Origin of the sequence: Amycolatopsis taiwanensis DSM 45107 (assembly GCF_000519205.1) — a bacterium.
GTDB classification, from domain to species: Bacteria; Actinomycetota; Actinomycetes; order Mycobacteriales; family Pseudonocardiaceae; genus Amycolatopsis_E; species Amycolatopsis_E taiwanensis.
In genome coordinates this window covers 56,915-82,853 of the sequence record NZ_JAFB01000030.1, presented here as the reverse complement: position 1 = coordinate 82,853, position 25,939 = coordinate 56,915, and the positions used below count along the sequence as shown (strand labels likewise).

The following is a 25,939-nucleotide window of genomic DNA, read 5'->3' as shown; positions in this document are numbered from 1 at the left end:
CGGCCAGGATTCGCCAGGGTTCTTGACTGACCGGTGGCCACGTGGTTGAGGTTGTATTCATGGTCCGGACCACTGGCATGTCGGTACTGATGACCGTGTTGGCGCTCGGCGGGGTGGTGCTCGGAACGCCCGCCACGGCCGCACCGGCCACCATCGCCTTTTCGTCCTCGTTCGAGCCCGGCGATCCGCAGCCCACCTGGGTCGACACCGTGGAGACCGACCACGGGCGCCCGAAGACCTCCGGGGTCAACGGCGCCAACGGGTCCGCGATCCCCGGCGATGTCCGCGGCAAGGTCACCGACGTGACCGCCAGCGACGAGAACACCGGCGCGGGCGAAATCGCGGTGAACCTCCTCGACGGCAACCCGGACACGAAGTGGCTCGCGTTCGCTCCGACGGGCTGGGTGCGGTTCCAGCTCTCGGAGCCCACCACGATCACGCATTACGCGGTCACCTCGGCCAACGACTTCGCCGAACGCGACCCGAAAGACTGGACTCTGGAAAGCTCGGACGACGGCAACACCTGGACGCCGGTCGACCAGCAGGCCGGGCAGTCGTTCACCGACCGCTTCCAGACCAGGTCCTTCCGGCTCGGCACGCCGGTGACCGCCCGGTTCTACCGTCTGGAGATCACCGCCAACAACGGCGGGCCGCTGCTGCAAATGTCCGAACTGTTGCTGGCCAACGACGATCCGGCCCCGCCGCCGCTGCCGAACGTGCGCAGCTTTCCCGACGGCGGCCCGCTCAGCGGCTACAGCAGCAAGCCGCATGCGGGATACACCGGCCTGCGGGCGCTCCACTACTCGGGCACGCAGACCGGCCAGGGCCACGGGTACTCGTACGACAAGGTCTTCGATGTGCACATCCCGGTGGTGCCGGACACCGAGCTGTCGTACAAGATCTTCCCCGAGTTCACGCAGAGCGACCTGAGCTACCCGAGCACGAACGTCGCGATAGACCTCGCCTTCACCGACGGCACCTACCTCAGTGACCTCGGCGCCACCGACCAGTACGGCTTCACCCTCTCGCCACAGGGCCAAGGCGCCGGAAAAGCGTTGTACACCAACCAGTGGAACCTGATCCGCTCGGCGATCGGCCGGGTGGCCCGGGGCAAGACGATCGCGCGCATCCTCATCGGCTACGACAACGCCGCGGGCCCGGCGAGCTTCAACGGCTGGGTCGACGACATCGCCGTCGCGCCGGTGAAACCGCAACCGGCCGCGCGCCTGTCCGACAACGTGCTCACCACCCGCGGCACCAACGCAAACGGGAACTTCTCGCGGGGCAACAACTTCCCGGCCACCGCCGTACCGCACGGGTTCAACTTCTGGACCCCGGAGACCGACGCCGGGTCCACCAGCTGGCTCTACCGGTACCAGGAAAGCAACAACGCGCAGAACCTGCCGGCGCTCCAGGCGTTCGGGCTCAGCCACGAACCCAGCCCGTGGATGGGCGACCGGCAGACCTTCCAGGTCATGCCCTCGGCCGCCGCGGGCGTGCCCGACGGCAACCGCACCGCGCGAGCGCTGCCGTTCCGGCACGAGAACGAGACCGCCCGCCCGTATTACTACGGCGTGAAATTCGAAAACGGCGTGAGCGGGGAGATCGCGCCGACCGACCATGCGGCGATGTTCCGGTTCACCTTCCCCGGCACCGACGCGAATCTGATCTTCGACAACGTCAGCAACGCCGGCGGGCTGACGCTGGACCCGGCCACGAACTCGGTCACCGGCTACTCCGACGTCAAGAGCGGCCTGTCCGCGGGCGCGGGACGGCTCTATGTGTACGCGACGTTCGACCAGCCGGCCACGGCCGGGTCGATGCTGCCCGGCGACGGCCGCGACAACGTGCGCGGCTACCTGAGTTTCCGCGACCACACGGTGACCATGCGCATCGCCACGTCACTGATCAGCGTCGACCAGGCGAAGAAGAATTTGGACCTGGAGATCGCGCCGAACACGAGCTTCGATTCGGTGCGCGCCGCAGCCCAGTCGGCCTGGGACCGTCAGCTGGGCGTGATCGAGGTGCAGGGCGCGAGCCAGGACCAGCTGACCACGCTCTATTCCAACCTGTACCGCTTGTTCCTTTACCCGAACTCCGGTTTTGAGAACGTCGGAACCGCGGACCGCCCGAAGTACGCCTACGCGAGCCCGTTCACGCAGCAGGTGGTGGATGGGCAGCTGTACGTGAACAACGGTTTTTGGGACACCTATCGCACCACCTGGCCCGCCTACTCGCTGCTGTCGCCGGACATGGCGGGCAAGATGATCGACGGGTTCGTGCAGCAGTACCGCGACGGCGGCTGGATCGCCCGCTGGTCCTCCCCCGGCTACGCCGATCTGATGACCGGCACCAGCTCGGATGTCGCGTTCGCCGACGCCTACCTCAAGGGCGTGCGGAACTTCGACATCCAGTCCGCCTACGACTCGGCGATCAAGGACGCCACGGTCGCGCCGCCGAACTCCGCGGTCGGGCGCAAGGGGCTGGACAGCTCGATCTTCCTCGGCTACACGCCGACCACCACGGGCGAGGGCATGTCGTGGGGGCTCGAGGGCTACCTCAACGACTACGGCATCGCCAACCTGTCGAAGAAGCTCGCCGACGAAGCGGCACCGAACGATCCGCGAAAGCAGGAGTATCTGGACAACTACACCTACTTCCTCAACCGCGCGCAGAACTACGTGAACATGTTCGACCCGGGCGTCGGCTTCTTCCAGGGCCGCAACCCCGACGGCAGCTTCCGCCTGCCGGCCGGGCAGTACGACCCGCGCAACTGGGGCGGCGACTACACCGAAACGGACGGCTGGGGCATGGCCTTCACGGTGCCGCAGGACGGCCAGGGCCTCGCCGATCTCTACGGCGGCAAGCAGGGGCTGGCGGACAAGCTCGACCAGTTCTTCGCGACCCAGGAGACCGCGACCTTCCCGGGCGCCTACGGCGGCACGATCCACGAGATGCGCGAGGCGCGGGATGTGCGGATGGGCCAATATGGACATTCCAACCAGCCCGCGCACCACATCCTCTACATGTACGACTACGCAGGGCAACCGGCGCAGACGCAGGCGAAGGTGCGGGAAGCGCTTTCCCGCCTGTATGTCGGCAGTGAGCTCGGGCAGGGCTACCCCGGCGACGAGGACAACGGCGAGATGTCGGCGTGGTACATCTTCAGCGCGCTCGGCTTCTACCCGCTGCAGATGGGCAGCCCGGACTACGCCGTGGGCTCGCCGCTGTTCACCAAGGCGACGGTCCATTTGGCCGGAGGCCGCGACCTGGTGATCAACGCACCGAAGAACAACGCGAAAAACGTGTACGTGCAAGGGTTGCGGGTCAATGGCAAACCGTGGACCTCCACTTCCCTGCCGCACGACCTGCTCGCCAAGGGCGGCACGCTCGACTTCGACCTGGGCCCGAACCCGTCGAAGTGGGGCACCGGGCCGCAGGACGCCCCCGTCTCGATCACGAAGGGCGACCAGCCGCCGACACCGCTGGCCGATGTGACCGGTCCCGGCAAGGGCACGGCTTCCGACCCCGTGCTGTTCGACAACACGTCGAAGACCGAGGCGCAGGTCACCACCGTGCAGTACCAGCTCGCCGCGCCCGGCAACGCGGTCTCCTACTACACGCTGACCTCCGGCACCCAGGGCACGGATCCCAACGGCTGGGTGCTGTCCGGCTCGACCGACGGGCAGCACTGGACCACATTGGACACCCGCACCGGCCAGACCTTCCGGTGGCGGGACCAGACCCGGCCGTTCCAGGTAGCGCATCCGGGCAGCTACACCTATTACCGGCTGGAGCTGACCGGCGGACCGGCCACACTGTCCGAAGTGGAACTTCTCGGCCGGCCCGGCTGAGCTGAGCGATCGGTGTGGCGGCCTCCCGCCACACCGATCCGCTCACAGAGGTCAACCGCTCAGTGCGGCCGCCTCCGCGACCAGCGCCACATCGGCTTCGGTCCAGGGGTGTGGGCTGAGCACCACGGCATGATCGATGCCCAGCTCGGTGAAGCGCGCGCACCGTGCGGCGAACTCGGTGGCCGACTCCGCCGGGTTGAGCCTGGTGCTGATCGTCTTGTCGATCTCCTCGTAGGGGCGGCCGATCTCCGCGCAGTGCCGGGCCAGCACCGCCAGCTTGTGCTTGACCGTCCGGCCGCCGTCTGGGATGTCGAAGACGTTGCACGCGTCGGCGTACTGTGCCACGAGCCGTAGCGTCCTGCGCTCGCCGGCCCCGCCGATCAGGATCGGCGGCCGCCGCACCGGTTGGGGACTGCTGACGGGATTCTCCAGGTGGTAGTGCTTTCCCTCGAACCCGCCGCCCTCACCCGACCACATGTGCAGCGCGATCCGCACCGTCTCTTCCATGCGCTCGAACCGTTCCCCGGTCGGCGGGAAGGGCAGGCCCATCGCGCGCGCCTCGCCCTCGTGGTGCCCGGCGCCGATCCCGAACCAGGCGCGGCCACCGGAGAGCACATCGAGCGTGGTGACCGCCTTGACGGTCACGGCGGGCGGGCGGAACGTCGCGCCGGTGACCATGGTGCCGAGCCGGACCCGTTCCGTGCGCGCGGCCAGGAAGCCCAGCGTCGTGTATGCCTCCGGCATCTCGCCGTCCAGCGTCAACTGCGGGTCTGCCTGCAGCAGATGATCCGGCACCCAGAGGGTGTCCACGCCGAAGCGGTCGGCCGCCGCGGCGATCCGGCCGAGCTGGACGGTCAGGTCGGGCCAGGAATAGTCGTTGACGGTGATGCTCACTCGCATGGTCACACCCCCTGCTGCGCGATCGGGCTGAGGTGCAGTCCGGCCAGGAGCCACTTGCCGCCCCGGTGCACCGCGATGTGGGTCGCCCGGAAGCTGCCGTCGGCCGGCCTGCCCTGGTACTCGGCCCGCTGGGTGTGCCGCCCGACGACGACCGCGGTGTCGCCGTAGTCACGGACCGTGGTCTCGTCCCACACGAGCGAGAAGGTGACCAGGCCGCCACCGCGGTAACGCGCTAGCCATGCGGGCTTGTTCAGGACGAACCCGAGCGGCCCGACCAGGGTGAAGTCGTCGGTGGTGAGCGCGTCGAGCGTGGCGGTGTCCCCACGCTGCTCGGCCTCGGCCCAGCGGTGTCCGAGCTGGAGCACCTGATCCCGGGTGGTGTTCATGATCGCCTCCTGGCAAGCTGACTGACGACGCCAAGATTAGGTATCTAATCATTAGATGTCAAATGCTTAGATCATGTACGATGTGGTGGTGCAGACGCCAACCCGCGCCCCGATCGGTCTCCTGTTGGCCAACACCGCCAAGGCGGTCAGCCGCGCGTTCGACGCCGCACTCGCGGACGCCGGCGGCTCCAGACCGGTCTGGCTGACCCTGCTCGCGCTGAAGAGCCGGCCACAGGCCAGCCAACGCGAGATCGCCGACTCGATGGGAATCCAGGGCGCGACGCTGACCCACCACCTCAACGCGATGGAGAAGGACGGACTGATCACCCGCGGCCGGGACCCGGAGAACCGGCGCGTCCACCAGGTCCGGCTCACCGCGAAAGGCGAGGCAATGTTCCAGCAACTCGCCGAGGCGGCCCGCGCGCATGACGAACGGCTGCGGGCCGGATTCGGCGACGAAGAACTCGACACCCTCGAACGGATTTTCAGTCAACTGCGGACCAACATCAACGACTGAAGGCAGCCAATTCCGCGGCAAGGCACGCGATAGACTCACCGAAATCAGTCGTTCACCTTCGGTACTAATGATCTCTGTCGGTATCGAATCCCGATCGTGACCTGATCTTGATGCTGTGATCGAAAACTGCGTCCTGGTGGCTTGTGCGTGATTGTCGACCGATCATGACGCCGGAACTAGGACGAACGCCGAACGTCGAGTTTCTTGCGCACAGCACGACGTGATCTATTTTCGAAAGCCTTCCCAGCCGTACGAACGATACGCACACGATCAGTCACAAAATCATCGAAAATGTGCGCCTGCCCACTAAGTGGTTACATTCCCCCGTTGCGACTTCGTAATCTTCTCGCGCTTTTGCGGTGACCTGCGATCTACCCCGAGGATCAGCGGCCGCAAAGTCACCGCGGAACACCTCTGGTGGCTTCCCCCGATTCTCGGCGGACGGTGCTCGCTGCGCCGGCTGCCGCGGGCTGCCCGAGGCGGACGTGGTGCTAGCGAAAGGAACCCCGCGTAAGTGGGACGTCACACCAAGCCCAGCAAAGCGAAGACCCTCCTCAAGCGCACCGGCGCCAGCGCCGCCCTCGCGGGCGCTGCCGTCGCAGGTTTCGGCATTGTCGGCGCCGGCACGGCCGACGCCTTCCCCGGACAGGCCGGACTCGTCCAGTGCGAGAGCAGCGGCAACCCGACGGTGGTCAACAACACCGCGGCGGGCCTGGCGGCCGGGCGGCCTGCCGGCCTGTTCCAGATCGTGACCGGGACCTGGCTGGCCAACGGCGGCGGGCAGTTCGCGCCGACCGCGGACCGGGCCACCCCGGCGCAGCAGCAGATCGTCGCGGACCGGATCTTCGCGAGCCAGGGCGCCTCGCCGTGGGAGTGCAAGACCGGCCCCGGACCGGCCGCCTACGCCCACTTCGGCGGTTCGACGATGGCCGCAACGGAGTCCGACTCCGAGCCCGCCTCCTCGCCTGCTCCGGCGACCCAGGCGGTCAACTCGGGCAGCACCTACACCGTCGTCGAGGGCGACACCCTGTCGGCCATCGCGGACAAGTTCAACGTGCCGGGCGGCTGGGCCGAACTCCAGCAGCTGAACTCGATCGATGACGCCAACCTGATCCTGGTCGGCCAGCAGCTCAACCTCAAGTGACCCATCGCGGCCACTGAATCACGCCGGAAGCGTCCCGCCGCCTTCCCCCGAGCGGTGGGGCGCTTCCGGCATTCCATAATTTCCGGCAGCGTGCCTTTCATCCTTCAAGCCGCGAACCCCAAGGCGAGGGAAACGGCTACGGGCGCCAGGTACATCAGCGGAAACGGGATGTGCGCGTACGAGCGGGCCCGGATCACGGTGATCACGGCCCCGAGGAAATACAGCACCACCCCGATCCCGGCCGCGACCCCGAGGACCGGCACGAACAGGCCGGCCACCAGGCCCACCGCGCCGGCACCCTTCGCCGTGGCCAGCCAGGGCCACCAGGAACGGGGCACGCCGTAACCCCTCAACGCCCCGGCCACGAACTCCACGTTGAAAGCGAGCGCAACGGCAGAGAAGCCCACCATGGCGGCACCGACGAGAGTGACGACCACGTACGCAGTGGACATGAGAACCGCTCCTTCACAAGGGATTTCTTCGTCACTGCCCTGACACCGCACAACGTGCGAATGTGACTGATATGGCGCGGCTCACAGTTTTTGTTCAGACCGTGCTCGGACAGCCAGGGTTCACCTCGCGTTGTGAAGCCCCCAGCCGGTGGCGAAGACCCCGTCCCAGATGGTTCGTTCTGCCGGCTTCGGGTCGTTCACGACCTGGGAGGTCGTGTCGAAGCGCATGACCGGTCTGCGATCCAGGTCATAGCTCGGCCAGCCTGGGTTTTCCCGCTCGCGAAGGCGATCCAGGCGGCATACATGTCCTCAGCCAGGCGTACCACCAGTCGCGTTCCGAGTGGATACCTGCGGTCTTGCTGCCTCGGACGCGCCTGAGCCGGTCCTGATGGCCGGGCTTGCGGTCATGGTGTCGGCCGCTTCGCGCGCCAGAGCAGGACGATCGCCGCGAGGCCCGCCACCGTGGGGAGCATGCCGAGTGTGCCGTGCAGGGTCGGGACGATGACGCTGTATTCGGCTCCCCCGAGTGTCAGGTCGGTCAGGGCGATGATGGCTCCCAGGACGAACATGATCGTGCTGACCGCGCGCGCCCACCGCGCGTGCCTCCGGACTCCTGCGATCGCCAACAGCCAGCCGGCGATGCCGAGGACTCCGACGACGGCCAGGTAGCCGACGATCGCGTTGCGGTCGGCGGCGACCAGGTCGTCGGGCCAGTTGGGGTAGGCGTTGCGCACGTGGTCGGTCACGGTGTCCACGGTCACCATGTCGAGCACCGGCGCGAGCGTGGCGATTGCCGTGAGCGCGAGCCCGACGTACATGAATACGGTGGCCCGCCTGTCCACGGGCATCTTGGCGGTGGTCATGATTCCCCTTCGAGGTCACTGTGGAACATTCTTACGTTGTAAGTTCCCCTGCCCGCCACGGTAGACTTACGGCGTAAGAATCGCAACCGCGTCGAGGGAGCCGCCATGCCGAGCAACCGAACCCGTGGCCAGCGCGCGGGACTTACCCGCCAGGCTGTGCTCGAAGCAGCTATGGCGCTGGCCGACCGCGAGGGCTTGAAGGCGTTGTCGATGCGCCGGCTCGGCACCGAACTCGGAGTGGAGGCGATGACCCTCTACCACCACGTGTCCAACAAGGACGCTCTGCTGGACGGCCTGGTCGAACAGCTCCTTACCGAAGCGATCCCGTCACGGATAGAAAGCGAATCGTGGCAGGCCGGGTTGCGCGGCTACGCGCATTCCCTGTTGGCGACGCTGCTCGCGCATCCGAATGTGACCTCGCTGATAGTCTCGCGGCCCGCGGTGACCGCGCGGAATCTGCGGATCATGGAGGACCTGCTCGAGGCGTTGCGCGCGGCGGGATTCCCGCTGGACGTCGGGCTGGACGTGCTGTACTCCCTGGCCGGCTTCGTGGTCGGGCACGTGGTGACGCACCCCGAAAGCGGGGAAACGCTCGGCCAGGTACGGCAGCTGTCCGATGTGGACGCCGAGGAATTCCCCCTGCTGGCCGAGGCCGCCGCCCGTACCGAGCGGCGGCCCGGACCGGACTCGCGCTTCGATTTCGCGCTCGACGCCATGCTGACCGGATTCGAAGCCGCCCGGACAAACTCGACCGCGAGCCAGTAGCTCACGCACCCGCCCGCCCGCCCCAGCCGTACCTAACCCCAGAACTCACCCACCCCAACCCAGAACTCACCTCCCCCAACCCAGAACTCACCTCCCCGAACCGGGGACACGCCGAGGCCTGGCGTGTCCCCGGCTCAAGCGCGCGAGTCCCCGATTCAGGCGCGCGAGTTCCCGATCCAGGCACGCGAGTTCCCGATTCAGGCGCGCGAGTTCCTGGTTCAGCCGCGCGAGTTGCCGGTTCAGGCCAGTGTGTCCCCGGTCCAGGCAGGCGAGTTCCTGGTTCGGGCGGGTGTGTTCGGGGTTCAGGCGGGTGTGTTCGGGGTTGTGGGTGGGCGGTTCGCGGCGGCGAGCATGGCTTCCTGCACGACCGGGTCGTCGTCGGTGCCGAGAATGCGCCAGTCCTCGCCGGGCTCCAGGTTCTTCTCCGCGGACCGGATCTTGCGGAAGTCGTGGTCCGGGCCGGCCAGCGCGGGTGGCTGTCCCCCGTCCGGCAGCCCCTTGGCCGCCTTCAGCAGGATGTTACGCATCCGGATGACGGCCTTGTCCGTGGTGGCCAGGTGTTCCTTGGTGCGGTCGTAGATCGGGCCCATCGACTCGGTGACCATGAAATCCTGCGAGACGAAATCACGGATACCGCTGAAGGTCGAGGTGCGCTGGTCCTCGCGATCGATGAGGTAGTCGTTCTCGGCCGTGTACTCGCGCGGCGTGATACCGCTGCCGGGGTTCCTGAACGGCGTCTCGAACGGAGACACCGCGAAGAGGTTCTCGCCGCCGTAACCGTTGGGGTTGAGATCCACCTGGGTGGTGAAGTTGTAGCGCCAGCAGTTCTCGTCGTCGATCGGGACGACCATCAACTGCCGGGTGGTGAACGGGTTGCTGGCCACCACGGTGGAGTAGGGCACGCAGTACTCGGTGATCCGGACATTCGTGTTGCCGTTGGGTGTCGTCCGGATCGCCGCGTAACGATAGCCGTACCAGGTGTCGTGCACCTCCAGCCGCGGGGCACGGTCGTGCGCCCAGAACTTCCACGCCATCGCGTTGGAGGGATAGCCCGGCTTGTCCGTCCCGTCGTCGGGGAGGTCGGCCACCCCGTTGAACTGGTGCAGCCAGGAGATGTGGGCGCTGTCCAGGTTCCCTTCCATGGTCTGCACCCAGTTACACCTGGCGAGCTGCTTGCGCGCGTACACCTTCTCCTCGGGCAGGGAGTCGGTGCCGAAGTCGCGGAAGGGAGTCATGGTCTCGCGCGGACCCAGGTACGCCCAGACGATGCCGCCCGACTCGTGCACCGGGTAGGAGGTGAGTTTCATCTTGTACTTGAACGTGCTGTCCGCCGGCTCGCTCGGCATGTCCACGCACGTGCCCTCGGTATCGAACTTCCACCCGTGATACGGGCACCGCAGCCCGCACTCCTCGTTACGGCCGAAGTACAACGATGCCCCACGATGAGGACAGTTCTCCGCCACCAGGCCGACCTTGCCCTCGGTGTCACGAAACGCCACCAGGTTCTCACCCAGCAGCCGCACCCGAACCGGAACGCAGTCCGGCCCCGGCAGTTCCATCGACAACAACGCCGGCGTCCAGTACCGGCGCAACAGATCACCCATCAAGGTCCCCGGCCCCACCCGGGTCAGGATCTGGTTGTTTTCCTCGGAGAGCACCCTTGACCTCCTTCCGGGCGGCGAGCCCGCGGGAATGATCAACCGTGGCCACGGTTTCGAGGCGACGACAAGACCATGGTCCAAAGTGTCCACTTCGGACCGCTTCGAGCCGGCCAGGTCAAGTCGGCCAATTCAACGACAATAATGTTAGCACGATTGTCAACAAAATAATTGGCACTCTTCTGCTGTACGGAGGCGCCGACCTGCGGTCAGAGGACCGCCGACAACAGCAAGGTGATCACGAAGGCGACCAGGGAGACCGCGGTTTCCATGACCGACCAGGTTTTGAAGGTCTGCCCGACGGTGAGGCCGAACGATTCCTTGACAAGCCAGAAGCCGGCGTCGTTGACATGGGACAGGAACAAAGACCCGGCGCCGATGGCCAAGGCGAGCAGCGCGGCGTGGGTCGGCGACAGCCCCGTGGCCAGCGGCGCCACGATGCCGGACGCGGTGACCGTGGCGACGGTGGCTGAACCGGTGGCCAGGCGCAACGCGACCGCGACGAGGAAACCCAGCACCAGCACCGAGATGTGGCTGCTGTTGGCGAATTTGGCCACCGAGTCCCCGACGCCGGCACCGATGAGGGTTTGCTTGAACCCGCCGCCGGCACCGACGATGAGGATGACCATGGCGACGGGGCCGACGCTCGCGGCGATCCGCGCGGCGATCGCTCCGCCTTCGAATCCGACCGCGTAGCCAAAAGTGACCATGGCCACCAGCGCGGCGAGGGTCAGCGCGGCCAGCGGTTCGCCGACGAAGTCGAAGACCGTGCGCACCGGATCCTTGCTGTCGCTGATCAGGATGTCGACCAGACCCTTGGCCAGCATGAGCACAACCGGGAGCAGCACGGTGAACAGCGTGACCCCGAACGACGGCGGGCGTTTGACGTCAACGCTTCGGGTGGTGGGCGTGGTGGTGTCCACTCCACCCGCCCGCACGGGCGCGGGCACCGGCACCAAGCGCGCGAGCGTGATGGACAGCAGCGGGCCGCAGATGATGACGGTGGGAATGGCCACGACCAGCCCGAGTGCCAGCGTGGTGTCCAATTCCGCGTGCACCGCGCTGATCGCCAGCAGCGGCCCCGGGTGTGGCGGGACCAGGCCGTGCAACACCGACAGCGCCGCGAGCGCGGGGATGGCCACGCGCATCAAGGGCAGCTTCGCCCGCTGCGTGACCAGAACGATCACCGGGAGCAGCAGCACCAGACCGATTTCGAAGAACATCGGCAGCCCGACGATCAGGGCGACCAGGGTGATCGCCCACGGGATCGCCGCCCCCCGGGCCCTTGCCAGCAACTTGTCGATGACCTGGTCGGCGCCGCCGGAGTCGGCCAGTAGCTTGCCCAGCATCGCGCCGAGCGCGATCAGCAACCCGACCTCCTGCAGGGTGCTGCCGACGCCGGACTCGAAGTTGGCGATGATCTTGCCGGTAGGCACGCCCGCGGCGAAGCCCACGAACGCCGACCCCACCATCAGGGCCAGAAACGGGTTCATCTTCAGCCACACGATCAGTGCCACGATGATCGCGATCCCGATGACCGTGACCGCGATGAGCCGGGTGTCCTGCGAGTTCCAGGTCGCGGCGGCGAAAACCGACGTGGTCATGGTGTGGCTGCCCCCCTGTTCGCGCCTGCCGCACGCAGGCCCAGCATCGTGATGATCCGCGCCACGTCCGTGCTCGCGCTCGCGGAGATGTCGACGGTGATGGCTCGCTCGCCCGCGCCGGGCTCCTCCAGCGTCGCGAACTGGGACTCCAGCAAGGAAGCCGGCATGAAATGCCCGTGCCGCACGGCCAGCCGGCGCGCGATCTCCGCGCGCGTGCCCGCGAGGTAGACGAAGATCACGTGCTCGCCGCGCAACACGTCGCGGTAAGTTCGTTTGAGTGCCGAGCAGGTGATCAGGCCGGGCCGCCCGGCGCCGGTGCGTTCGGCGATCCACTCGGCGACCTTGGCCAGCCACGGTTTCCGGTCCTCATCGGTGAGCGGCTGCCCGGCGGCCATCTTCGCCACGTTTTCCGGCGGGTGCAGGTCGTCGCCTTCCTCGAAGTCCCAGCCCAGCCGCCCGGCGAGCAGACCCGCGACGGTGGACTTGCCGCTACCCGACACCCCCATCACCACGAGCACGACCGGCTCGGCCGCCGGCGAAGGAAACCCGGTCACCCGCACTACCTCCAGCGTCAGCTTGTCGTCACTATCCCAGCCGTGCCTGCGGTTGAGGAAGCCGGGTCACCGGTTCGGCCGAGCGGGTTCGGCGGTTTCAAATTTTCCGTTGCACGGTTCCGTCACAAATACCTGAACAAAAAACACTAATTAGTGTTACGCCTGAACGAGCTATTTCAACGCGGACTTCTCGCGCACGCTGGCGGTTGATATTGCGGCAGCGGATCGGCTCGGAGTTCACTGAATGAAAGGCCCGTACAGACGAGCCTGCACCCGTCACCGCGATTGTGAGGAGATTACCGTGGCCCGTCAGATGACCAGCCCCGTCCAGCAGTGCATCGACATGTGTAACCAGTGTCATGACATGTCCGAGCGCATGATCACACACTGTATGGAAACGGGCGGGGACCAGATGGTGCGTATCGGCAACATGATGATTTCGTGCGCCGATATGTGCCGCATGTGCGCGGACATGCTGATGCGTTCTTCCAGCATGAAGAGCGATCGCGACATGATGCGCATGTGCGCTCGAATGTGCGAGTTGTGCGCCGACATGTGCCGGATGGGCTCCGAGATGTTCCAGAAGGCGAAGGACCCGCGGTTGACCGAGGCCGTCGACATGATGAAGCGGTGCGCCGACGCCTGCCGCGCCGTGACCGAGGACGCCATGACGCGCTCCGCGTAACCACTGCAACGCCGCCTGTTCTCTACCCGATGCGGTGCGGAGAACAGGCGGTGACGCTATGGGGTACTCGAGTTGTCCGGCGGCACGACGGGTGCCGGGTTCGGGGTCGCGCCCCGGACTCCGAGCGTCGCGAGGTTGTCGACGGCGGGGTGGTTTCGTCCGGTGGGGCCGGCGGCGAACGCACGCAGCAACCGGAGTGTGATGGCGGAGATGGCCGCCCGCGTTGTCGAGTCGTCGTGGTCGGCGGCGCATCGCGGGCCCAGCGCGCAGATCCAGTTCTGGGTCCCGGCCGCGAACACGGCCGCGCCACTGGGCACGGTGTAATAGGTGGTGTCCGCGAAATCGGGCCGTCCCTGGCAGGTCAGCGGTGAGTGGAAGAGGACCTCGATCGGCCGGGGGGTGGCCACCGAAAGGTCGACGCTCTGATACTCGTTGCCGACCATCCCGGGCAGCGACTGCCCATTGTGGACGATGGCGGCGAGCAGCCAGTTGGCGTCGTCGGCCACCCGGAAGTCGGCGTGCACCGGGTTGCACTGGTAAAAACCGCCGACCAGCACGCTTTCCGGGCGCGGAAACGGCGGGGACCGCCATTCCGGCGTGGCCTCCAACGGGTTCGTGATGTGGTAGGGGTCTTCGGCGAAGGACTTGTAGTCCACTTCAAGCCGGTCGGGGCCAAGGGGCGTCGGCTCGAACCGGATGTGGCGATAGACCTCGTTGCCGCCGAAGAACGCGAGGTTCACGCCGCGATCGCGCGCAGCGGTCGCGTTGCGACGCATCGCGGCCGACCAGTACTCGTCGTGCCCGAGCGTCACCATCGCCGCGGCGCCGTCGGCCAGGTGCGGATCGGCGTGCAGGTCGACGTCGGTGGCGTAGCCCAGGGACAGGCCCGAGTTCTCCGCGAACCGGACCAGGGGCAGTTCGAAGTAAAGGAAGTCGCCCGCGCCCTGCATGTCCGCGGCCTGGTAGGGCCGGTCGAAGGAAACCGCACGGGCCCGCTGCGCCTTCCCGCCGGAGGGCGAGGTGTAGAGGCTGTAGCCGCCCCAACGGTTGTATGCCTGCCAGGTCGTGACGGCATTGATGATGACGATCTTTCCGGCGTTGGACGGGGTGCGCACGGTCAGCGGGACGAACTGCTGGGCCCCGTTGTCGCCGTCGAGGCGGAAGAGGTAGTCCCCGGGCCGCCAGTCCCGAGTGGACACCGTCAGCGACGGCTGCCACGGCGCGACGACGGTGTTGGTCGGTTCCTGCACCGTCGGGGGCGGCTGCTGGTGCCCGGGCTGGGGCGCCGACACCCACACCCGTTGGGCATCGGCGTCACGGTAGGCGCCCATCCGGTATGCCGTAACCGTGTAAGAGGTTGCCGTGGTGTTCACGAACAGCCGTACGTCGTCGCCGGGCAGCACCGATACCCGGTCGGCGAAGCCCTCGATGGCATGCTCGGGCCCGGCTTGCGTGATCTCCCAGCCCGGCGTGCCCGCCGCCGGAGCGGCCGCCCGGGGCGTTACCGGGGTCGCGGGCGCCAGCGGCGGCGCGGCCGGGCCGCTCAGCCAACCCGCCGTCACGGCCAGGACCACAGCCAGGCCGAGCATCGCCCCCCGCCGCTTCATAGCCGTAGTATGTTGCCGCGACCGAATACCGGCCACCCGCGTTTTGCGAATACGGAGGGCGCTGCTCGCCCGGGCCGGGTGGTTCCGCCGGAAGTTCCCTTTCCACAATGCGATCCGCCCGGCCCGAAGACGGCGCGGTGATGTGGCCACCGGTTTCCTTGAGGGCGGACGGTCATTCAAAAGTCCGTGTTCGCGCTGACACAGGCGGTATGCCGGCCGGCAGGAAGGACGGGAAATGGGTCGCATCGACGGTGAGATCGTGATCGGCCGCACCATGGACGCGGTGTTCGACTTCGTCGCCGACCAACGCAACGAACTGCTCTACAACCCCGCGATGACGAGTGCGCAACAGGTCACCGGAGGCCCCATCGGGAAAGGCACCCGTTTCGTCGCGTTTGCCGAGTCCATGGGGCACCCGCTCGAAATGACCATCGAATTCACCGACTTCGACCGGCCCCGGCGGCTGTCCAGCCGGACCACCACGGCCAGAGCCGACGTGACCGGAACGCTGATCTTCGAACCGGTTCCCGGCGGCACCAGGATGAGGTGGTCGTGGCGGATCCGGGTCAAGGGGTTGCGGAAGCTGATCGCGCCCGTCCTCGTCGCGGTGGCCAGGCGGCAGGAAAAGACGATCTGGGCCAGCCTCAAACGTCATCTGGAAACAACCACCCTGCCACAGGTGACGGTGCCGCTGCCGGCGATGAACCCGGACTCGGCGGACGAACCGGATCGCCTGCCGCCACCCACTCCCCCACGGCAGCGATCGGCACCGACCGCGGGTCAGTCGGGTGACGCTGAGCCGACGCGGCCACCACGATCGCCCGCTGATCGGCCAGGTCCGGCGCGCCGCTGAGCCGGGACCCAACGCCACCCGCGCGACGCGGTCACCCTGCGCGATCGCCTGGAACAGCGACTGCCTGCCCGGCCTCACCGAAGCCCCGCGATCTCGCCACAGCAGCAGGAACGCTGCTACCGTGATTTCTTTCTCCTGGAATCGCGGCCGGGGAAGGAGCAGGCTTCGATGTTCACCAGTTCCGAGGAAGTCCTGCGGTTCATCGCGGACGAGAAGGTGCAGTTCGTGGATGTCCGATTCTGCGATCTGCCGGGGATCATGCAGCATTTCACCGTGCCGGCAAGCGCCTTCGACGCCGACGCGTTCGAGGAAGGGGTGGCTTTCGACGGCTCGTCGGTGCGCGGCTTCCAGTCGATTCACGAGTCGGACATGCTGTTGCTGCCCGACCCGTACACGGCCCGCCTCGATCCTTTCCGGGCCGAAAAGACGTTGATGATGAACTTCTTCGTGCACGACCCGTTCACGCGGGAGCCCTACAGCCGCGACCCGCGCAACATCGCCCGCAAGGCCGAGCAGTACATCGCGGAGTCCACGATCGCCAACCGCGCCTTCTTCGGCCCGGAAGCGGAGTTCTACATCTTCGACTCGGTCCGGTTCGCCAACACGGAAAACGGCGCCTTCCATCAGGTCGACTCCATCGAGGGCTGGTGGAACACCGGCCGGGAGGAGCCCGACGGCAACCTCGGCTACAAGACCCCGTACAAGGCCGGATATTTCCCGGTCCCGCCCCGGGACCATTTTTCCGACTTGCGCGACGCCATGGTGGTCAATCTCGCCGCGGTGGACATCGAGGTGGAAAAGGCGCACCACGAGGTGGGCAGCGGTGGCCAGGCCGAAATCAACTACCGGTTCAACACCTTGTTGCACGCGGCCGACGATTTGCAGCTGTTCAAGTACATCGTCAAGAACACCGCCTGGCAGGCCGGGAAAACGGTGACGTTCATGCCCAAGCCGTTGTACAACGACAACGGATCGGGCATGCACTGTCACCAGTCGCTGTGGGACGAAAACGGCCCGCTGTTCTACGACGAAACCGGCTACGCCGGGCTGTCCGACCTCGCCCGGCACTACATCGGCGGCATCCTCCACCACGCGCCCAGCCTGCTCGCCCTCACCAACCCCACCGTCAACTCCTACCACCGGATGGTGCCCGGCTTCGAAGCACCGATCAACCTCGTTTACTCGCAACGCAACCGCTCGGCGTGCGTGCGCATCCCGGTAACCGGAGCCTCCCCGAAGGCCAAGCGCATCGAGTTCCGGTGCCCCGATTCGGCCGGCAACCCGTACCTGGCGTTCTCGGCGATGCTGATGGCCGGGCTCGACGGGGTCAAGAACAAGCTGGAACCACCGGCACCGATCGACAAGGACCTTTACGAGCTGCCGCCCGAGGAGGCCCGCGAGGTGGCGCAGGTCCCCGCGTCCCTGGACGCCGTGATCGACCGGCTCGAAGCCGACCACGAGTTCCTGCTCGCCGGGGGCGTGTTCACCCCGGACGTGGTGGAAACCTGGATCGAGTTCAAGCGCGAACACGAAATCGACCCGCTTCGCCTGCGCCCTCATCCCTACGAGTTCGTGCTCAGCTACGACGTGTGAGGCGAAACCGTTTCAGGAGCCTCGGGCAGGGGTACTTCCGCTCTCGTGCGAGGAGGGAGGAAGCACGAGATGCGGCGAAGTCTCGAGCTGGGGACCTGGTGGGCGGTACTCGTGCTGTTCTGGCTCGCCACGGTCACGGAGATGTCCTGGCAGGAGGTGGTCGCCGCCGGGGCGATCGCCGTGCCGGGTGCGCTCGTGGCCCGCGTGGCCGGCCAGGCAAGCCGGAACGACTGGCGTCTTCGGTTGAGGTGGGCGCGTGGGCTCCTCGTGCTTCCATGGGCCGTAGCGAAGGACGCGGCGCGAGTGTTCGCGGCGGTCCTCAAGCGCGATAACAGCGTGCTCGAAACCGTCCGGTTGTGCGGGGACGACACGAAGGCCCAGCGGGCCGCGCACGAAGCCGTCGCCACGGTGATGTTGTCGGCGACACCGGGCACAGTCGTGCTCGACGCGAGTAGCGAGCACGACGCGCTGCTGGTTCACCGGATGCCGCCCGGCAGGCAGGGGTGGGAGCGGACGGTGGTGCGGTGAACTTCTGGCTGTGGGCGGCCGGCGCCCTCATGCTGGGTGGCCTGGTTCCGGCGGTGATCGCGTCGTCCCGGGGACCGGCCCCGCACCGGTTGGTCGGCCTGCAACTGTCGAGTTCGTTGTCCGTGTTGCTGCTCGTCCTGCTGAGCATGGGGGTCGGCCAGTCCAGCTATCTGGTGCTGCCGCTGGTGGTGGTCGTGCTGTCGTTCGCCGGGACCTTGGTGTACACGCGCTTGCTGGCGCCAGGCCCGCGGAACCGGCATGGGTAGCGGGGTGGCGGCCGAGGTACTCGTCGGTGCCGGCACGCTGGTCGCGGTCCTGGCGGCACTGGCCGTTGTGCTCTCCGGCTCGGTCTACCGGCGGCTGCATTTCCTGACCGTGCTCAACTCCGCCGCCGCACCGCTGATCGGAGCCGGTGCCGCCACGGCCGGCGGGTTGAGCCTGACCACCGCGACCGTGTTGGTGATCGTGCTCCTGCTCGTGCTCACCGGCCCGGTCCTGGGCGCGGCCATCGGGCGGGTCAACGCGCAACGAAGCGGCGACACCGTGGAGGAATCCCCGGAATGACCGCGCTGGCGCTGATCATGCTGACGCTCGTTGGCGTGGGCGGAAGCATCGTGGCGTTGACGGGCGATCCGAAGCGGCAGGCCGTCACGCTGTCGGTTTACGGGCTGCTGCTGACCGTGTTGTTCATGGTGCTGCAAGCGCCGGATGTGGCGTTGTCGCAGTTCGCGGTGGGCAGCGCCATCGTGCCGCTCATGGTGCTGCTGACTGTGCGCATCACCTCGGGCAGGCGCCGATGAAGGGAAGCACCCGCAGGCTGGTCTTCGCGCTCGGTGCCGTTGGCCTGGGTGTGATGCTGGCACTGGCTCTGCTGCGAATGCCCGCCTTCGGCGGCACCCAGCACGGCTACCGGGATGCGGCGGTCGCGGCCGCGCTCGCCCGCAACACGGCGAACGTCGTGTCCTCGGTCAACTTCGACCTGCGGGGGCTGGACACCCTCGGGGAGGAGGCCATCCTGCTGGCGTCGGTCATCGGTGCGGCCGTGTTGTTGCGGCCCGGTGAACGTGAACACCGGCTGCGCCCACCGGGTGGGGGCCGGACGCTGCGGGCAACCGCGCTGGCGGGCTACCTGCTGTTGCCGATCACGCTGGTACTGGGGGCGGACGTGGTGTTGCACGGGCAGATCACGCCGGGCGGCGGTTTTCAGGGCGGCGTCGTGCTGGCCACCGGATTGCACCTGCTCTACGTGGCCGGCAGCTATCCGGCCCTGCGGCGCCTGCGCCCGCTGCGGTGGTACGAGATCGGCGAGGCGGTGGGGATGGGCGCCGTGGTCGCGCTCGGGATCACGGGATTGGCCCTGGGCGCGGGATTGCTGGCCAACGTCCTGCCGACCGGCCAACTCGGCCAACTGGTTTCCAGCGGGACCGTGCCGATCTTCAGCGTGGGCGTAGGCATCGCGGTCGCCTCCGGGATGGTCGTGTTGCTGGCGCAGTTCCTCGAACAGGACCTCGCCATGCGCCGCGACGGGACCGGTCGATCGTGATGTCCTACTACCCCTATTTCGTCGCGATGTGGCTGGTCTTCGCCGGTGTTTTCGGCGTGGTCCGCAGCAAGAACCTGGTCCACGCAGTGGTCTGCGTGTCGGTCGCACAGTCCGGCACCTATGTCCTGTTACTGGCCATCGGCTATCAGAAGGGCGCGCTGGCCCCGATTTTCGGCTCCAGCGAACCACCGGGGTCGCCGGTGGTCGATCCGGTCGTGCAAGCCATGACGCTCACCGACATCGTGGTGTCGGCGACGGTCACGGCCTTGCTGCTCGCGCTGGTCATTCAGGTCGCGAAACAGCACGGCACGGTGGTACCCGACGAACTGCATCACCTCCGGGGCTGAGCGTGTCGGCGATCCTGACACCCCAGTCGCTGCCGGCGGTGCTGATCGTCCTGCCGGTAGGCGGCGCCTGCGTGCTGCTCGCCATCGGCCGATGGCTGCCGCGGGTCGCGATCGACAGCATCGCCACCGCCGTCGCGCTGATCGGTGTGTTCGTCGCCGGCGTGCTGGTTCACGTCACGGCCGGCGACCGGGTCGTGACCTGGTCGGGTGGCTGGCAGCCACGTCCGGGCCTGACGGTCGGTATCGTGCTGGTCTCCGACCGGGCCGCCGCGGCGCTCGCGTTGCTGATCGCGGCACTCACCGTGTGCGCGCTGCTGTTCGGCTGGCGCTACTTCGACGATGTCCAGGCGCACTACCACGCCCTGATGCTGCTGTTTTTGTCCGGCATGACGGGGTTCGTGCTGACCGGCGACCTGTTCGACATGTTCGTGTTCTTCGAACTCATGGGGGCCGCCGCCTACGCGCTGGCGGCCCTGAAGATCGAGGAGCCCGAGTCCGTGCAGGGTGGACTCACCTTCGCCGTGATCAACTCACTCGGCGGTTACCTGGCCCTGGTGGGCACTGGACTGTTGTACGCGAGAACGGGCCAACTGGGTCTGCCACAGTTGTCGGTCGCGCTGGCCGGGCAACCCGCGGACATCCTCGTTCGCGCCGCGTTCGTGCTGATCGTCACCGGATGGCTGGTCAAGGCGGCCGCGGTGCCGTTCCATTTCTGGCTCGCCGACGCGCACGCGGTGGCTCCGTCCCCGGTCTGCGTGCTGTTTTCCGGCACGATGGCGCCGCTGGGTGTGTACGCGGTCGCCCGGCTGTACTGGACGGCCTTCCGGAGCGTGGTACCCGAGACCGCAATCCACCGCACGCTGCTCGTCATCGCGGTCGCGACCGCCGTGGTCGGTGCTTCGATGTGCGTAACTCAGCGGCATATCAAGCGAATGCTCGCCTACTCGACCATCGCGCACATCGGGTTGTTCCTGCTCGGCCTGGCGGCCCTGAATGCGCTGGGGCTGGCCGGATCGGGCGTCTACCTCGCGGGGCACGCCGCGATCAAGGGCGCCCTGTTCCTGCTCGCCGGGGCCTTGCTGAACCGCTATCGCAGCCTGGACGAGGTGAGCCTGTACGGCCAGGCATGCGACCGCCGGCTCAACGGCGCCCTGTTCGTCCTCGGCGGGCTCGCCCTGGCGGGACTGCCGCCCTTCGGCACCGGGCTGGGCAAGTCCCTGGTCGAGAACGCCGGCGGCCAGGCCTGGCTCACGGCCCTGGTGATCGCGGTGTCGGCGGTCACGGGAGGCACGGTGCTGCGCGTGGCGCTGCGCGTCTACTTCCGCATTGGGCCGCCACCGCCGGAGCGGCAAACCGCCGGTGAGGTCGTCACCGGACGCGATGAGCAACCGGACGAGCGGCCGCCGACCAAGTACACCCCGTTGCCGATCCTTGCCGCGATCGCCCTGCTCCTGGCCGGTGGCCTGGCGCTGGGCAGCGTGCCGGGCCTGGCCCGGGCGAGCGGTCCGGCCGCCGCGTTGTTCGCCGATCCCGGCGGCTACACGGCTCAGGCATTGGGAGCGGCAGCGGCACCTCCAGCCGGCGGCGTGCCGGAAACCACCTGGGAGCCGACCGGACTGATCCTGGGCTTCGTGTCTGCCGGGGCAGCGTGCGTAGTGGCCTTTCTCGCGCTGTACGCGTCACGACTGCCATGGTTGGTCCGCCGCCCGTCCACGGCGATGGGTCCTGTCGTCGCGGCCCTGCACCGCCTTCATTCCGGGCACATCGGCGACTACACGGCCTGGCTGGCGTTCGGCTCCGCGGTACTGGCCGGCCTGCTCATCCTCGGTTAAGCCTTCTCACCCGCCACTTCCGCGATGGCCGGACGCACCTCGCGCTCCCAGAAACGGAAGAACGCCTCCTGCCCTGGCCCGATCTGCTGGACGTAGATCTCGTCGAAACCAGCATCGACATAGGAGCGCACCGCCTCGACGTACGGCTCCGGGTCCGGGCCACAAGGCACCTGCTGGGCCATGCTCTCCCGGGTCACCAACTGGGATGCCTGCTCGAAGTGGCGAGGTGATGGCAACAGTTGTGAGAGCTCACCGGGAAGCTGGATATGCGGCCAGGTCCGGTGCGCGATCCGCAGGCCCTCCTCGGCGCTGTCCGCGTGGCACACCTTGATACCCGCCTGCGCCGGCCGGTTCCCGCCCCCGGCATCGCGGAACGCCCGCACCAGCTCGGCATTCGGCATCATGCAGATAAAGCCATCGCCGATACGCCCAGCGAGCCGAGCCGACTTCATCCCGAAACCGGACACATAGATCGGCACCGATCGCGCTGGCAAGGTGTAGATTCGTGCGTTCTCCACCGTGTAGTGGCGCCCGCGGTAGGTGACCTCACGGCCGCGATGCAGTGCCCTGATCACCTCGACCGCTTCTTCCAGCATCTCCAGCCGGACATCGGCCGGCGGCCACCGATCTCCCAGGATGTGCTCGTTCAGCGCCTCGCCGCTGCCGACGCCAAGCACGAACCGCCCCTCGTGCTGCACCGCCGCGGTCGCCGCGGCTTGTGCGATCACCGCGGGGTGTACGCGCACCGTCGGACACGTCACCGCCGTTGTCACCGGCAACCGGACGGCCTCCGACAACGCTCCGATCACCGACCACACGAACGGACTCTGCCCCTGCTGGTCGTTCCACGGATGAAAGTGGTCGGAAATCCACAGTCCCTCGAAGCCGGCCTGTTCGGCCAGCCGCGCCTGCGACACCAACTCCGCCGGCCCGAATTCCTCGCAGGCCAGTATGTAACCCGTACGCATCAGGTAGAACTACCCCTGGGTGTCCCGAGTATGCAGGGCAACGGCCAGCAGCACCATCAGGTAGATCACCACGCCAAGATGTCGTAAGAAATCACGACTTCCAGCGGCCAGGCTTCGGGCGGCGCGAGTCCCACGTTCCCGTCGTCTGAGTCCCACGTTCCCGTCTACCGGAAGGCGGAACTCGAGCGACGGGAAGGTGGAACTCGCGCGACGGGAAGGTGGGACACGCGCGACGGGAGTGTGGGACTCGCGCAGCTTGGAACTATCAAGTAATCGCTCAGGTATGCGTGCGAATAGTCGCTGGTCCTTTCATTCCTGCGTGGCGACGATGGTGACGTTCAGGGTCACCGCCATCGACAGGAGCGAAGATGACATCGGAGGGAAAGCCCACCGAACGTTGGGGTGCCGGGGTCATCCCGTACGCGGAGATGGGGTACTGGCAGCCGGACTACGAGCCGAAGCCGGCCGACGTGCTGGCGGCGTTCCGCATCACCCCACAGGACGGGGTGCCGCCGGAGGAGGCCGGTGCCGCGGTGGCCGGCGAATCGTCGACGGCGACGTGGACGGTCGTTTGGACGGACCGGCTCACCACGTACGACCGCTACCAGGCCAAGTGCTACGCGGTCGAGGCGGTGCCCGGACGGCCCGGTGAGTACATCGCCTACATCGCCTACGAACTGGACCTGTTCGAGGAAGGGTCGATCGCGAACCTGACCTCCTCGATCATCGGCAACGTGTTCGGCTTCAAGGCACTCAAGGCGTTGCGGCTGGAGGACATGCGGATCCCGCCGCACTACACCAAGACGTTCCAGGGCCCGGCGCACGGTGTGGTGATGGAGCGCGAATACCTCAACAAATACGGCCGCCCCCTGCTCGGCGCGACGGTCAAGCCCAAACTCGGCCTGTCCGCCCGTAACTACGGCCGCGTGGTGTTCGAGGCATTGCGTGGCGGGCTGGACTTCACCAAGGACGACGAGAACATCAACTCGCAGCCGTTCATGCGCTGGCGCGACCGTTTCCTGTTCTGCCTGGAGGCGGTGAACCGGGCACAGGCGGACACCGGCGAGATCAAGGGCCACTACCTCAACGTCACCGCCGCCACGATGGAGGACATGTATGAGCGTGCCGAGTTCGCCAGGGAGCTCGGCAGCGTGATCGTGATGATCGACCTGACGGTCGGCTACACCGCGATCCAGTCGATGGCCCGCTGGGCGCGCCGTAACGGGGTTCTGTTGCATCTGCACCGCGCCGGCCACAGCACCTACACCCGGCAGAAGGCGCACGGGGTGAGCTTCCGGGTGATCGCCAAGTGGATGCGCCTGGCCGGGGTGGACCACGTGCACGCCGGCACGGTCGTCGGAAAGCTGGAGGGCGACCCGAACTCGGTGCGCGGGTTCTACGACACGTTGCGCCTCAACGAGGTTCCCGCCGATCCGGTCAAGGGCCTGTACTTCGACCAGGACTGGGCATCGCTTCCCGGCGTCATGCCGGTCGCCTCCGGCGGGATCCACGCCGGCCAGATGCATCAGCTCCTGCACTTCCTCGGCGAGGACGTGGTCCTGCAGTTCGGCGGCGGCACCATCGGCCATCCGATGGGCATCGCGGCCGGGGCCACGGCCAACCGCGTCGCGCTGGAGGCGATGATCAAGGCGCGCAACGAAGGCCGTGACTATCTGGCCGAAGGCGAGGACATCCTCAAGGCCGCGGCGAAGCACAGCCGGGAACTCGACATCGCCCTGTCCACCTGGGGCGACATCACGTTCAACTACACCTCGACCGACGTGCCCGACGTTGTCGAGACACCCACGCCGCTGTAACTCCAGGAGCCGAGCATGCGCATCACTCAAGGCACCTTTTCCTACCTGCCGGACCTGACCAACGACGAGATCGCACGGCAGATCCAGTACGCGCTGGACAACGGCTGGTCGCTGGCCGTCGAGCACACCGACGATCCGCACCCCCGCAACCACTACTGGGACATGTGGGGCCTGCCGATGTTCGACCTGCATGACGCGGCTGGCGTGCTGTACGAGGTGAACGAGTGTCGCAGGGCCTATCCCAACCGGTATGTGCGCGTGAACGCCTACGACGCGTCGTACGGCCGGCAGACGACGGCACTGTCATTCATCGTCAACCGGCCGCCGGAGGAACCCGGATTCCGGCTCGACCGCCACGAAGACGTGGACCGGCGGCTGCGCTATGCCCTGCACCCGTACGCCCTTGACGCTCCCGCCGGCGAGCGGTACCCGGTCGAGCCACGATGAACGGCACCCAACGCGGCTTCGCGATGCCCCGGCGGCCGGGTGAACCACCGGACGAGCCGCCACCGGAGAAGCCGAACGAACCGGACAAGCCGGCCGAGACGCCGCTCCCGCCCGACGCGACGGTCGACCTCGCCGCCGCGCGCAGGGAGTCCAACATCGACGAGGTGCTCGATACCCTGGACGCGGAACTCGTCGGGCTGGCTCCGGTGAAGGCGCGCATCCGGGAGATCGCCTCACTGCTGCTCATCGACCGGGTGCGCCGGCGGTTCGGCCTCACCGCGACCCGGCCCAACCTGCACATGTGCTTCACCGGCAGTCCCGGCACGGGCAAGACGACCGTGGCCCTGCGCATGGCGGAACTGCTGCACCGGCTCGGCTACCTCGACCGTGGCCACCTCGTGGCGACGACGCGCGACGACCTGGTCGGCCAGTACATCGGGCACACGGCGCCCAAGACCAAGGAGGTCCTGAAGCGAGCGATGGGCGGTGTGCTGTTCATCGACGAGGCGTACTACCTCTACCGCGCGGAGAACGAACGGGACTACGGCCAGGAAGCCATCGAAATTCTGTTGCAGGTCATGGAGAACCAGCGCGACGACCTCGTCGTGGTGCTCGCCGGATACCCCGACCGGATGGCCGATTTCTTCCACTCGAACCCCGGCATGAGTTCACGCATCGCGCACCATCTCGATTTCCCGGACTACGCGCCGGACGAGTTGATGGCGATCGCGCACCGCATGCTGGAGCGGGAGAACTACCGTTTCTCCGCGGAATCCGAGGCGACCTTCCGCGAATACCTGGAGATCAGGATGCGGCGGCCGCTGTTCGCCAATGCCCGCAGCGTCCGCAACGCGCTGGAACGCGCCCGGCTCCGGCAGGCCGGCCGGCTGGTCGCCGCCACCGCCCGCGCGTGCGGGAAGCAGGACCTCATGACCTTCGAGCCCGAGGACTTCCTGGCCAGCCGGGTGTTTTCGGAGCACCGGACCGGCGAACCGGCGACGCCCTGACCCGGACGACCACGG

The 25,939-nt window shown here is 67.3% G+C and carries 26 protein-coding genes; 17 read left to right on the top strand and 9 right to left on the bottom strand.

Annotated elements, in window-relative coordinates; translation table 11 throughout:
* Positions 1-59 precede the first annotated feature (59 nt).
* Positions 60-3,854 carry a GH92 family glycosyl hydrolase gene (locus tag A3CU_RS46295; RefSeq protein WP_043842281.1) on the top strand — a complete coding sequence of 1,265 codons (3,795 nt, stop codon included), beginning with the start codon at positions 60-62 and terminating at the stop codon, positions 3,852-3,854.
* Positions 3,855-3,905: 51 nt separating this feature from the next.
* On the opposite strand, the gene A3CU_RS0123835 is transcribed toward A3CU_RS46295, so the two are convergent.
* Together A3CU_RS0123835 and A3CU_RS0123830 are read right to left on the bottom strand one after the other, a co-directional pair.
* The gene (locus A3CU_RS0123835; RefSeq protein ID WP_027944433.1) at positions 3,906-4,754 is read right to left on the bottom strand and encodes an LLM class F420-dependent oxidoreductase; all 849 of its coding nucleotides are present in this window, start codon (positions 4,752-4,754) and stop codon (positions 3,906-3,908) included.
* Between the two features lie 2 nt (positions 4,755-4,756).
* Complete coding sequence (locus A3CU_RS0123830; protein ID WP_052372043.1) at positions 4,757-5,140, bottom strand: nuclear transport factor 2 family protein; 384 nt, start codon at positions 5,138-5,140, stop codon at positions 4,757-4,759.
* Positions 5,141-5,228: 88 nt separating this feature from the next.
* Here A3CU_RS0123830 and A3CU_RS0123825 point away from each other — a divergent pair, with 88 nt between their 5' ends.
* Positions 5,229-5,657, top strand: coding sequence for a MarR family winged helix-turn-helix transcriptional regulator (locus tag A3CU_RS0123825; RefSeq protein ID WP_027944431.1), 429 nt, complete (start codon positions 5,229-5,231; stop codon positions 5,655-5,657).
* 514 nt (positions 5,658-6,171) lie between these two features.
* Positions 6,172-6,801 (top strand): LysM peptidoglycan-binding domain-containing protein, encoded by a 630-nt coding sequence (locus tag A3CU_RS0123820; protein ID WP_027944430.1) that lies wholly within the window; start codon positions 6,172-6,174, stop codon positions 6,799-6,801.
* A gap of 104 nt (positions 6,802-6,905) precedes the next feature.
* Here the strand turns inward: A3CU_RS0123820 and A3CU_RS0123815 are convergent, their stop codons facing one another.
* Together A3CU_RS0123815 and A3CU_RS0123805 are read right to left on the bottom strand one after the other, a co-directional pair.
* A complete protein-coding gene (locus A3CU_RS0123815; RefSeq protein WP_027944429.1) occupies positions 6,906-7,253 on the bottom strand; it encodes a DoxX family protein in 348 nt (115 codons plus the stop codon).
* A gap of 404 nt (positions 7,254-7,657) precedes the next feature.
* The gene (locus tag A3CU_RS0123805; protein ID WP_211246494.1) at positions 7,658-8,116 is read right to left on the bottom strand and encodes a hypothetical protein; all 459 of its coding nucleotides are present in this window, start codon (positions 8,114-8,116) and stop codon (positions 7,658-7,660) included.
* A gap of 105 nt (positions 8,117-8,221) precedes the next feature.
* Here A3CU_RS0123805 and A3CU_RS0123800 point away from each other — a divergent pair, with 105 nt between their 5' ends.
* A complete protein-coding gene (locus tag A3CU_RS0123800; protein WP_027944427.1) occupies positions 8,222-8,881 on the top strand; it encodes a TetR/AcrR family transcriptional regulator C-terminal domain-containing protein in 660 nt (219 codons plus the stop codon).
* Positions 8,882-9,183: 302 nt separating this feature from the next.
* Here the strand turns inward: A3CU_RS0123800 and A3CU_RS0123795 are convergent, their stop codons facing one another.
* The 3 genes from A3CU_RS0123795 to A3CU_RS46290 form a co-directional block, all read right to left on the bottom strand.
* Positions 9,184-10,539: a Rieske 2Fe-2S domain-containing protein gene (locus A3CU_RS0123795; protein WP_027944426.1), complete on the bottom strand. Its 1,356-nt coding sequence runs from the start codon at positions 10,537-10,539 to the stop codon at positions 9,184-9,186.
* Positions 10,540-10,748: 209 nt separating this feature from the next.
* A complete protein-coding gene (locus A3CU_RS0123790) occupies positions 10,749-12,143 on the bottom strand; it encodes a GntT/GntP/DsdX family permease (protein ID WP_027944425.1) in 1,395 nt (464 codons plus the stop codon).
* Complete coding sequence (locus A3CU_RS46290) at positions 12,140-12,697, bottom strand: gluconokinase (protein ID WP_043842276.1); 558 nt, start codon at positions 12,695-12,697, stop codon at positions 12,140-12,142. The genes A3CU_RS0123790 and A3CU_RS46290 overlap by 4 nt, the downstream gene beginning before the upstream one ends.
* 301 nt (positions 12,698-12,998) lie before the next feature.
* On the opposite strand from A3CU_RS46290, the gene A3CU_RS0123780 reads away from it, so the two are divergent.
* Positions 12,999-13,382, top strand: coding sequence for a four-helix bundle copper-binding protein (locus A3CU_RS0123780; protein ID WP_027944424.1), 384 nt, complete (start codon positions 12,999-13,001; stop codon positions 13,380-13,382).
* A 56-nt stretch (positions 13,383-13,438) separates the two neighbouring features.
* Here A3CU_RS0123780 and A3CU_RS0123775 read toward each other — a convergent pair whose 3' ends face one another.
* Positions 13,439-14,989: a N,N-dimethylformamidase beta subunit family domain-containing protein gene (locus A3CU_RS0123775; RefSeq protein WP_027944423.1), complete on the bottom strand. Its 1,551-nt coding sequence runs from the start codon at positions 14,987-14,989 to the stop codon at positions 13,439-13,441.
* Positions 14,990-15,224: 235 nt separating this feature from the next.
* Between A3CU_RS0123775 and A3CU_RS46285 the strand changes: the two genes are divergently transcribed.
* The 9 genes from A3CU_RS46285 (at position 15,225) to A3CU_RS0123730 (ending at position 21,685) form a co-directional block, all read left to right on the top strand.
* Positions 15,225-15,842: an SRPBCC family protein gene (locus A3CU_RS46285; RefSeq protein WP_063628878.1), complete on the top strand. Its 618-nt coding sequence runs from the start codon at positions 15,225-15,227 to the stop codon at positions 15,840-15,842.
* A 168-nt stretch (positions 15,843-16,010) separates the two neighbouring features.
* On the top strand, positions 16,011-17,435 hold the full coding sequence (glnA, locus tag A3CU_RS0123765; RefSeq protein WP_027944422.1) for a type I glutamate--ammonia ligase: 1,425 nt from the start codon (positions 16,011-16,013) through the stop codon (positions 17,433-17,435).
* Positions 17,436-17,504: 69 nt separating this feature from the next.
* Complete coding sequence (locus tag A3CU_RS0123760) at positions 17,505-17,963, top strand: Na+/H+ antiporter subunit E (RefSeq protein ID WP_027944421.1); 459 nt, start codon at positions 17,505-17,507, stop codon at positions 17,961-17,963.
* A complete protein-coding gene (locus A3CU_RS0123755; RefSeq protein WP_027944420.1) occupies positions 17,960-18,229 on the top strand; it encodes a monovalent cation/H+ antiporter complex subunit F in 270 nt (89 codons plus the stop codon). Before A3CU_RS0123760 ends, A3CU_RS0123755 begins: the two co-directional genes overlap by 4 nt.
* The gene (locus A3CU_RS0123750; protein ID WP_027944419.1) at positions 18,222-18,527 is read left to right on the top strand and encodes a monovalent cation/H(+) antiporter subunit G; all 306 of its coding nucleotides are present in this window, start codon (positions 18,222-18,224) and stop codon (positions 18,525-18,527) included. The genes A3CU_RS0123755 and A3CU_RS0123750 overlap by 8 nt, the downstream gene beginning before the upstream one ends.
* Positions 18,524-18,763, top strand: a complete 240-nt coding sequence (locus A3CU_RS0123745; protein WP_027944418.1) for a Na(+)/H(+) antiporter subunit B — start codon at positions 18,524-18,526, stop codon at positions 18,761-18,763. The genes A3CU_RS0123750 and A3CU_RS0123745 overlap by 4 nt, the downstream gene beginning before the upstream one ends.
* The gene (locus tag A3CU_RS0123740; RefSeq protein WP_027944417.1) at positions 18,760-19,506 is read left to right on the top strand and encodes an MnhB domain-containing protein; all 747 of its coding nucleotides are present in this window, start codon (positions 18,760-18,762) and stop codon (positions 19,504-19,506) included. Before A3CU_RS0123745 ends, A3CU_RS0123740 begins: the two co-directional genes overlap by 4 nt.
* Entirely contained in the window at positions 19,506-19,853 is a 348-nt protein-coding gene (locus A3CU_RS0123735; protein WP_027944416.1) for a sodium:proton antiporter, read from the top strand. Before A3CU_RS0123740 ends, A3CU_RS0123735 begins: the two co-directional genes overlap by 1 nt.
* A gap of 2 nt (positions 19,854-19,855) precedes the next feature.
* Positions 19,856-21,685 (top strand): complex I subunit 5 family protein, encoded by a 1,830-nt coding sequence (locus A3CU_RS0123730; RefSeq protein WP_245617290.1) that lies wholly within the window; start codon positions 19,856-19,858, stop codon positions 21,683-21,685.
* Here the strand turns inward: A3CU_RS0123730 and A3CU_RS0123725 are convergent.
* Positions 21,682-22,653, bottom strand: coding sequence for a TIGR03557 family F420-dependent LLM class oxidoreductase (locus tag A3CU_RS0123725; protein WP_043842273.1), 972 nt, complete (start codon positions 22,651-22,653; stop codon positions 21,682-21,684). The genes A3CU_RS0123730 and A3CU_RS0123725 overlap by 4 nt on opposite strands.
* 368 nt (positions 22,654-23,021) lie before the next feature.
* On the opposite strand from A3CU_RS0123725, the gene A3CU_RS0123720 reads away from it, so the two are divergent.
* The 3 genes from A3CU_RS0123720 to cbbX are packed head-to-tail and all read left to right on the top strand — an operon-like array spanning position 23,022 to position 25,924.
* Positions 23,022-24,470, top strand: coding sequence for a form I ribulose bisphosphate carboxylase large subunit (locus A3CU_RS0123720; protein ID WP_027944413.1), 1,449 nt, complete (start codon positions 23,022-23,024; stop codon positions 24,468-24,470).
* Positions 24,471-24,485: 15 nt separating this feature from the next.
* Positions 24,486-24,917 carry a ribulose bisphosphate carboxylase small subunit gene (locus A3CU_RS0123715; RefSeq protein ID WP_027944412.1) on the top strand — a complete coding sequence of 144 codons (432 nt, stop codon included), beginning with the start codon at positions 24,486-24,488 and terminating at the stop codon, positions 24,915-24,917.
* Positions 24,914-25,924 (top strand): CbbX protein, encoded by a 1,011-nt coding sequence (gene cbbX / locus A3CU_RS46280; RefSeq protein ID WP_245617288.1) that lies wholly within the window; start codon positions 24,914-24,916, stop codon positions 25,922-25,924. The genes A3CU_RS0123715 and cbbX overlap by 4 nt, the downstream gene beginning before the upstream one ends.
* Positions 25,925-25,939 lie beyond the last annotated feature (15 nt).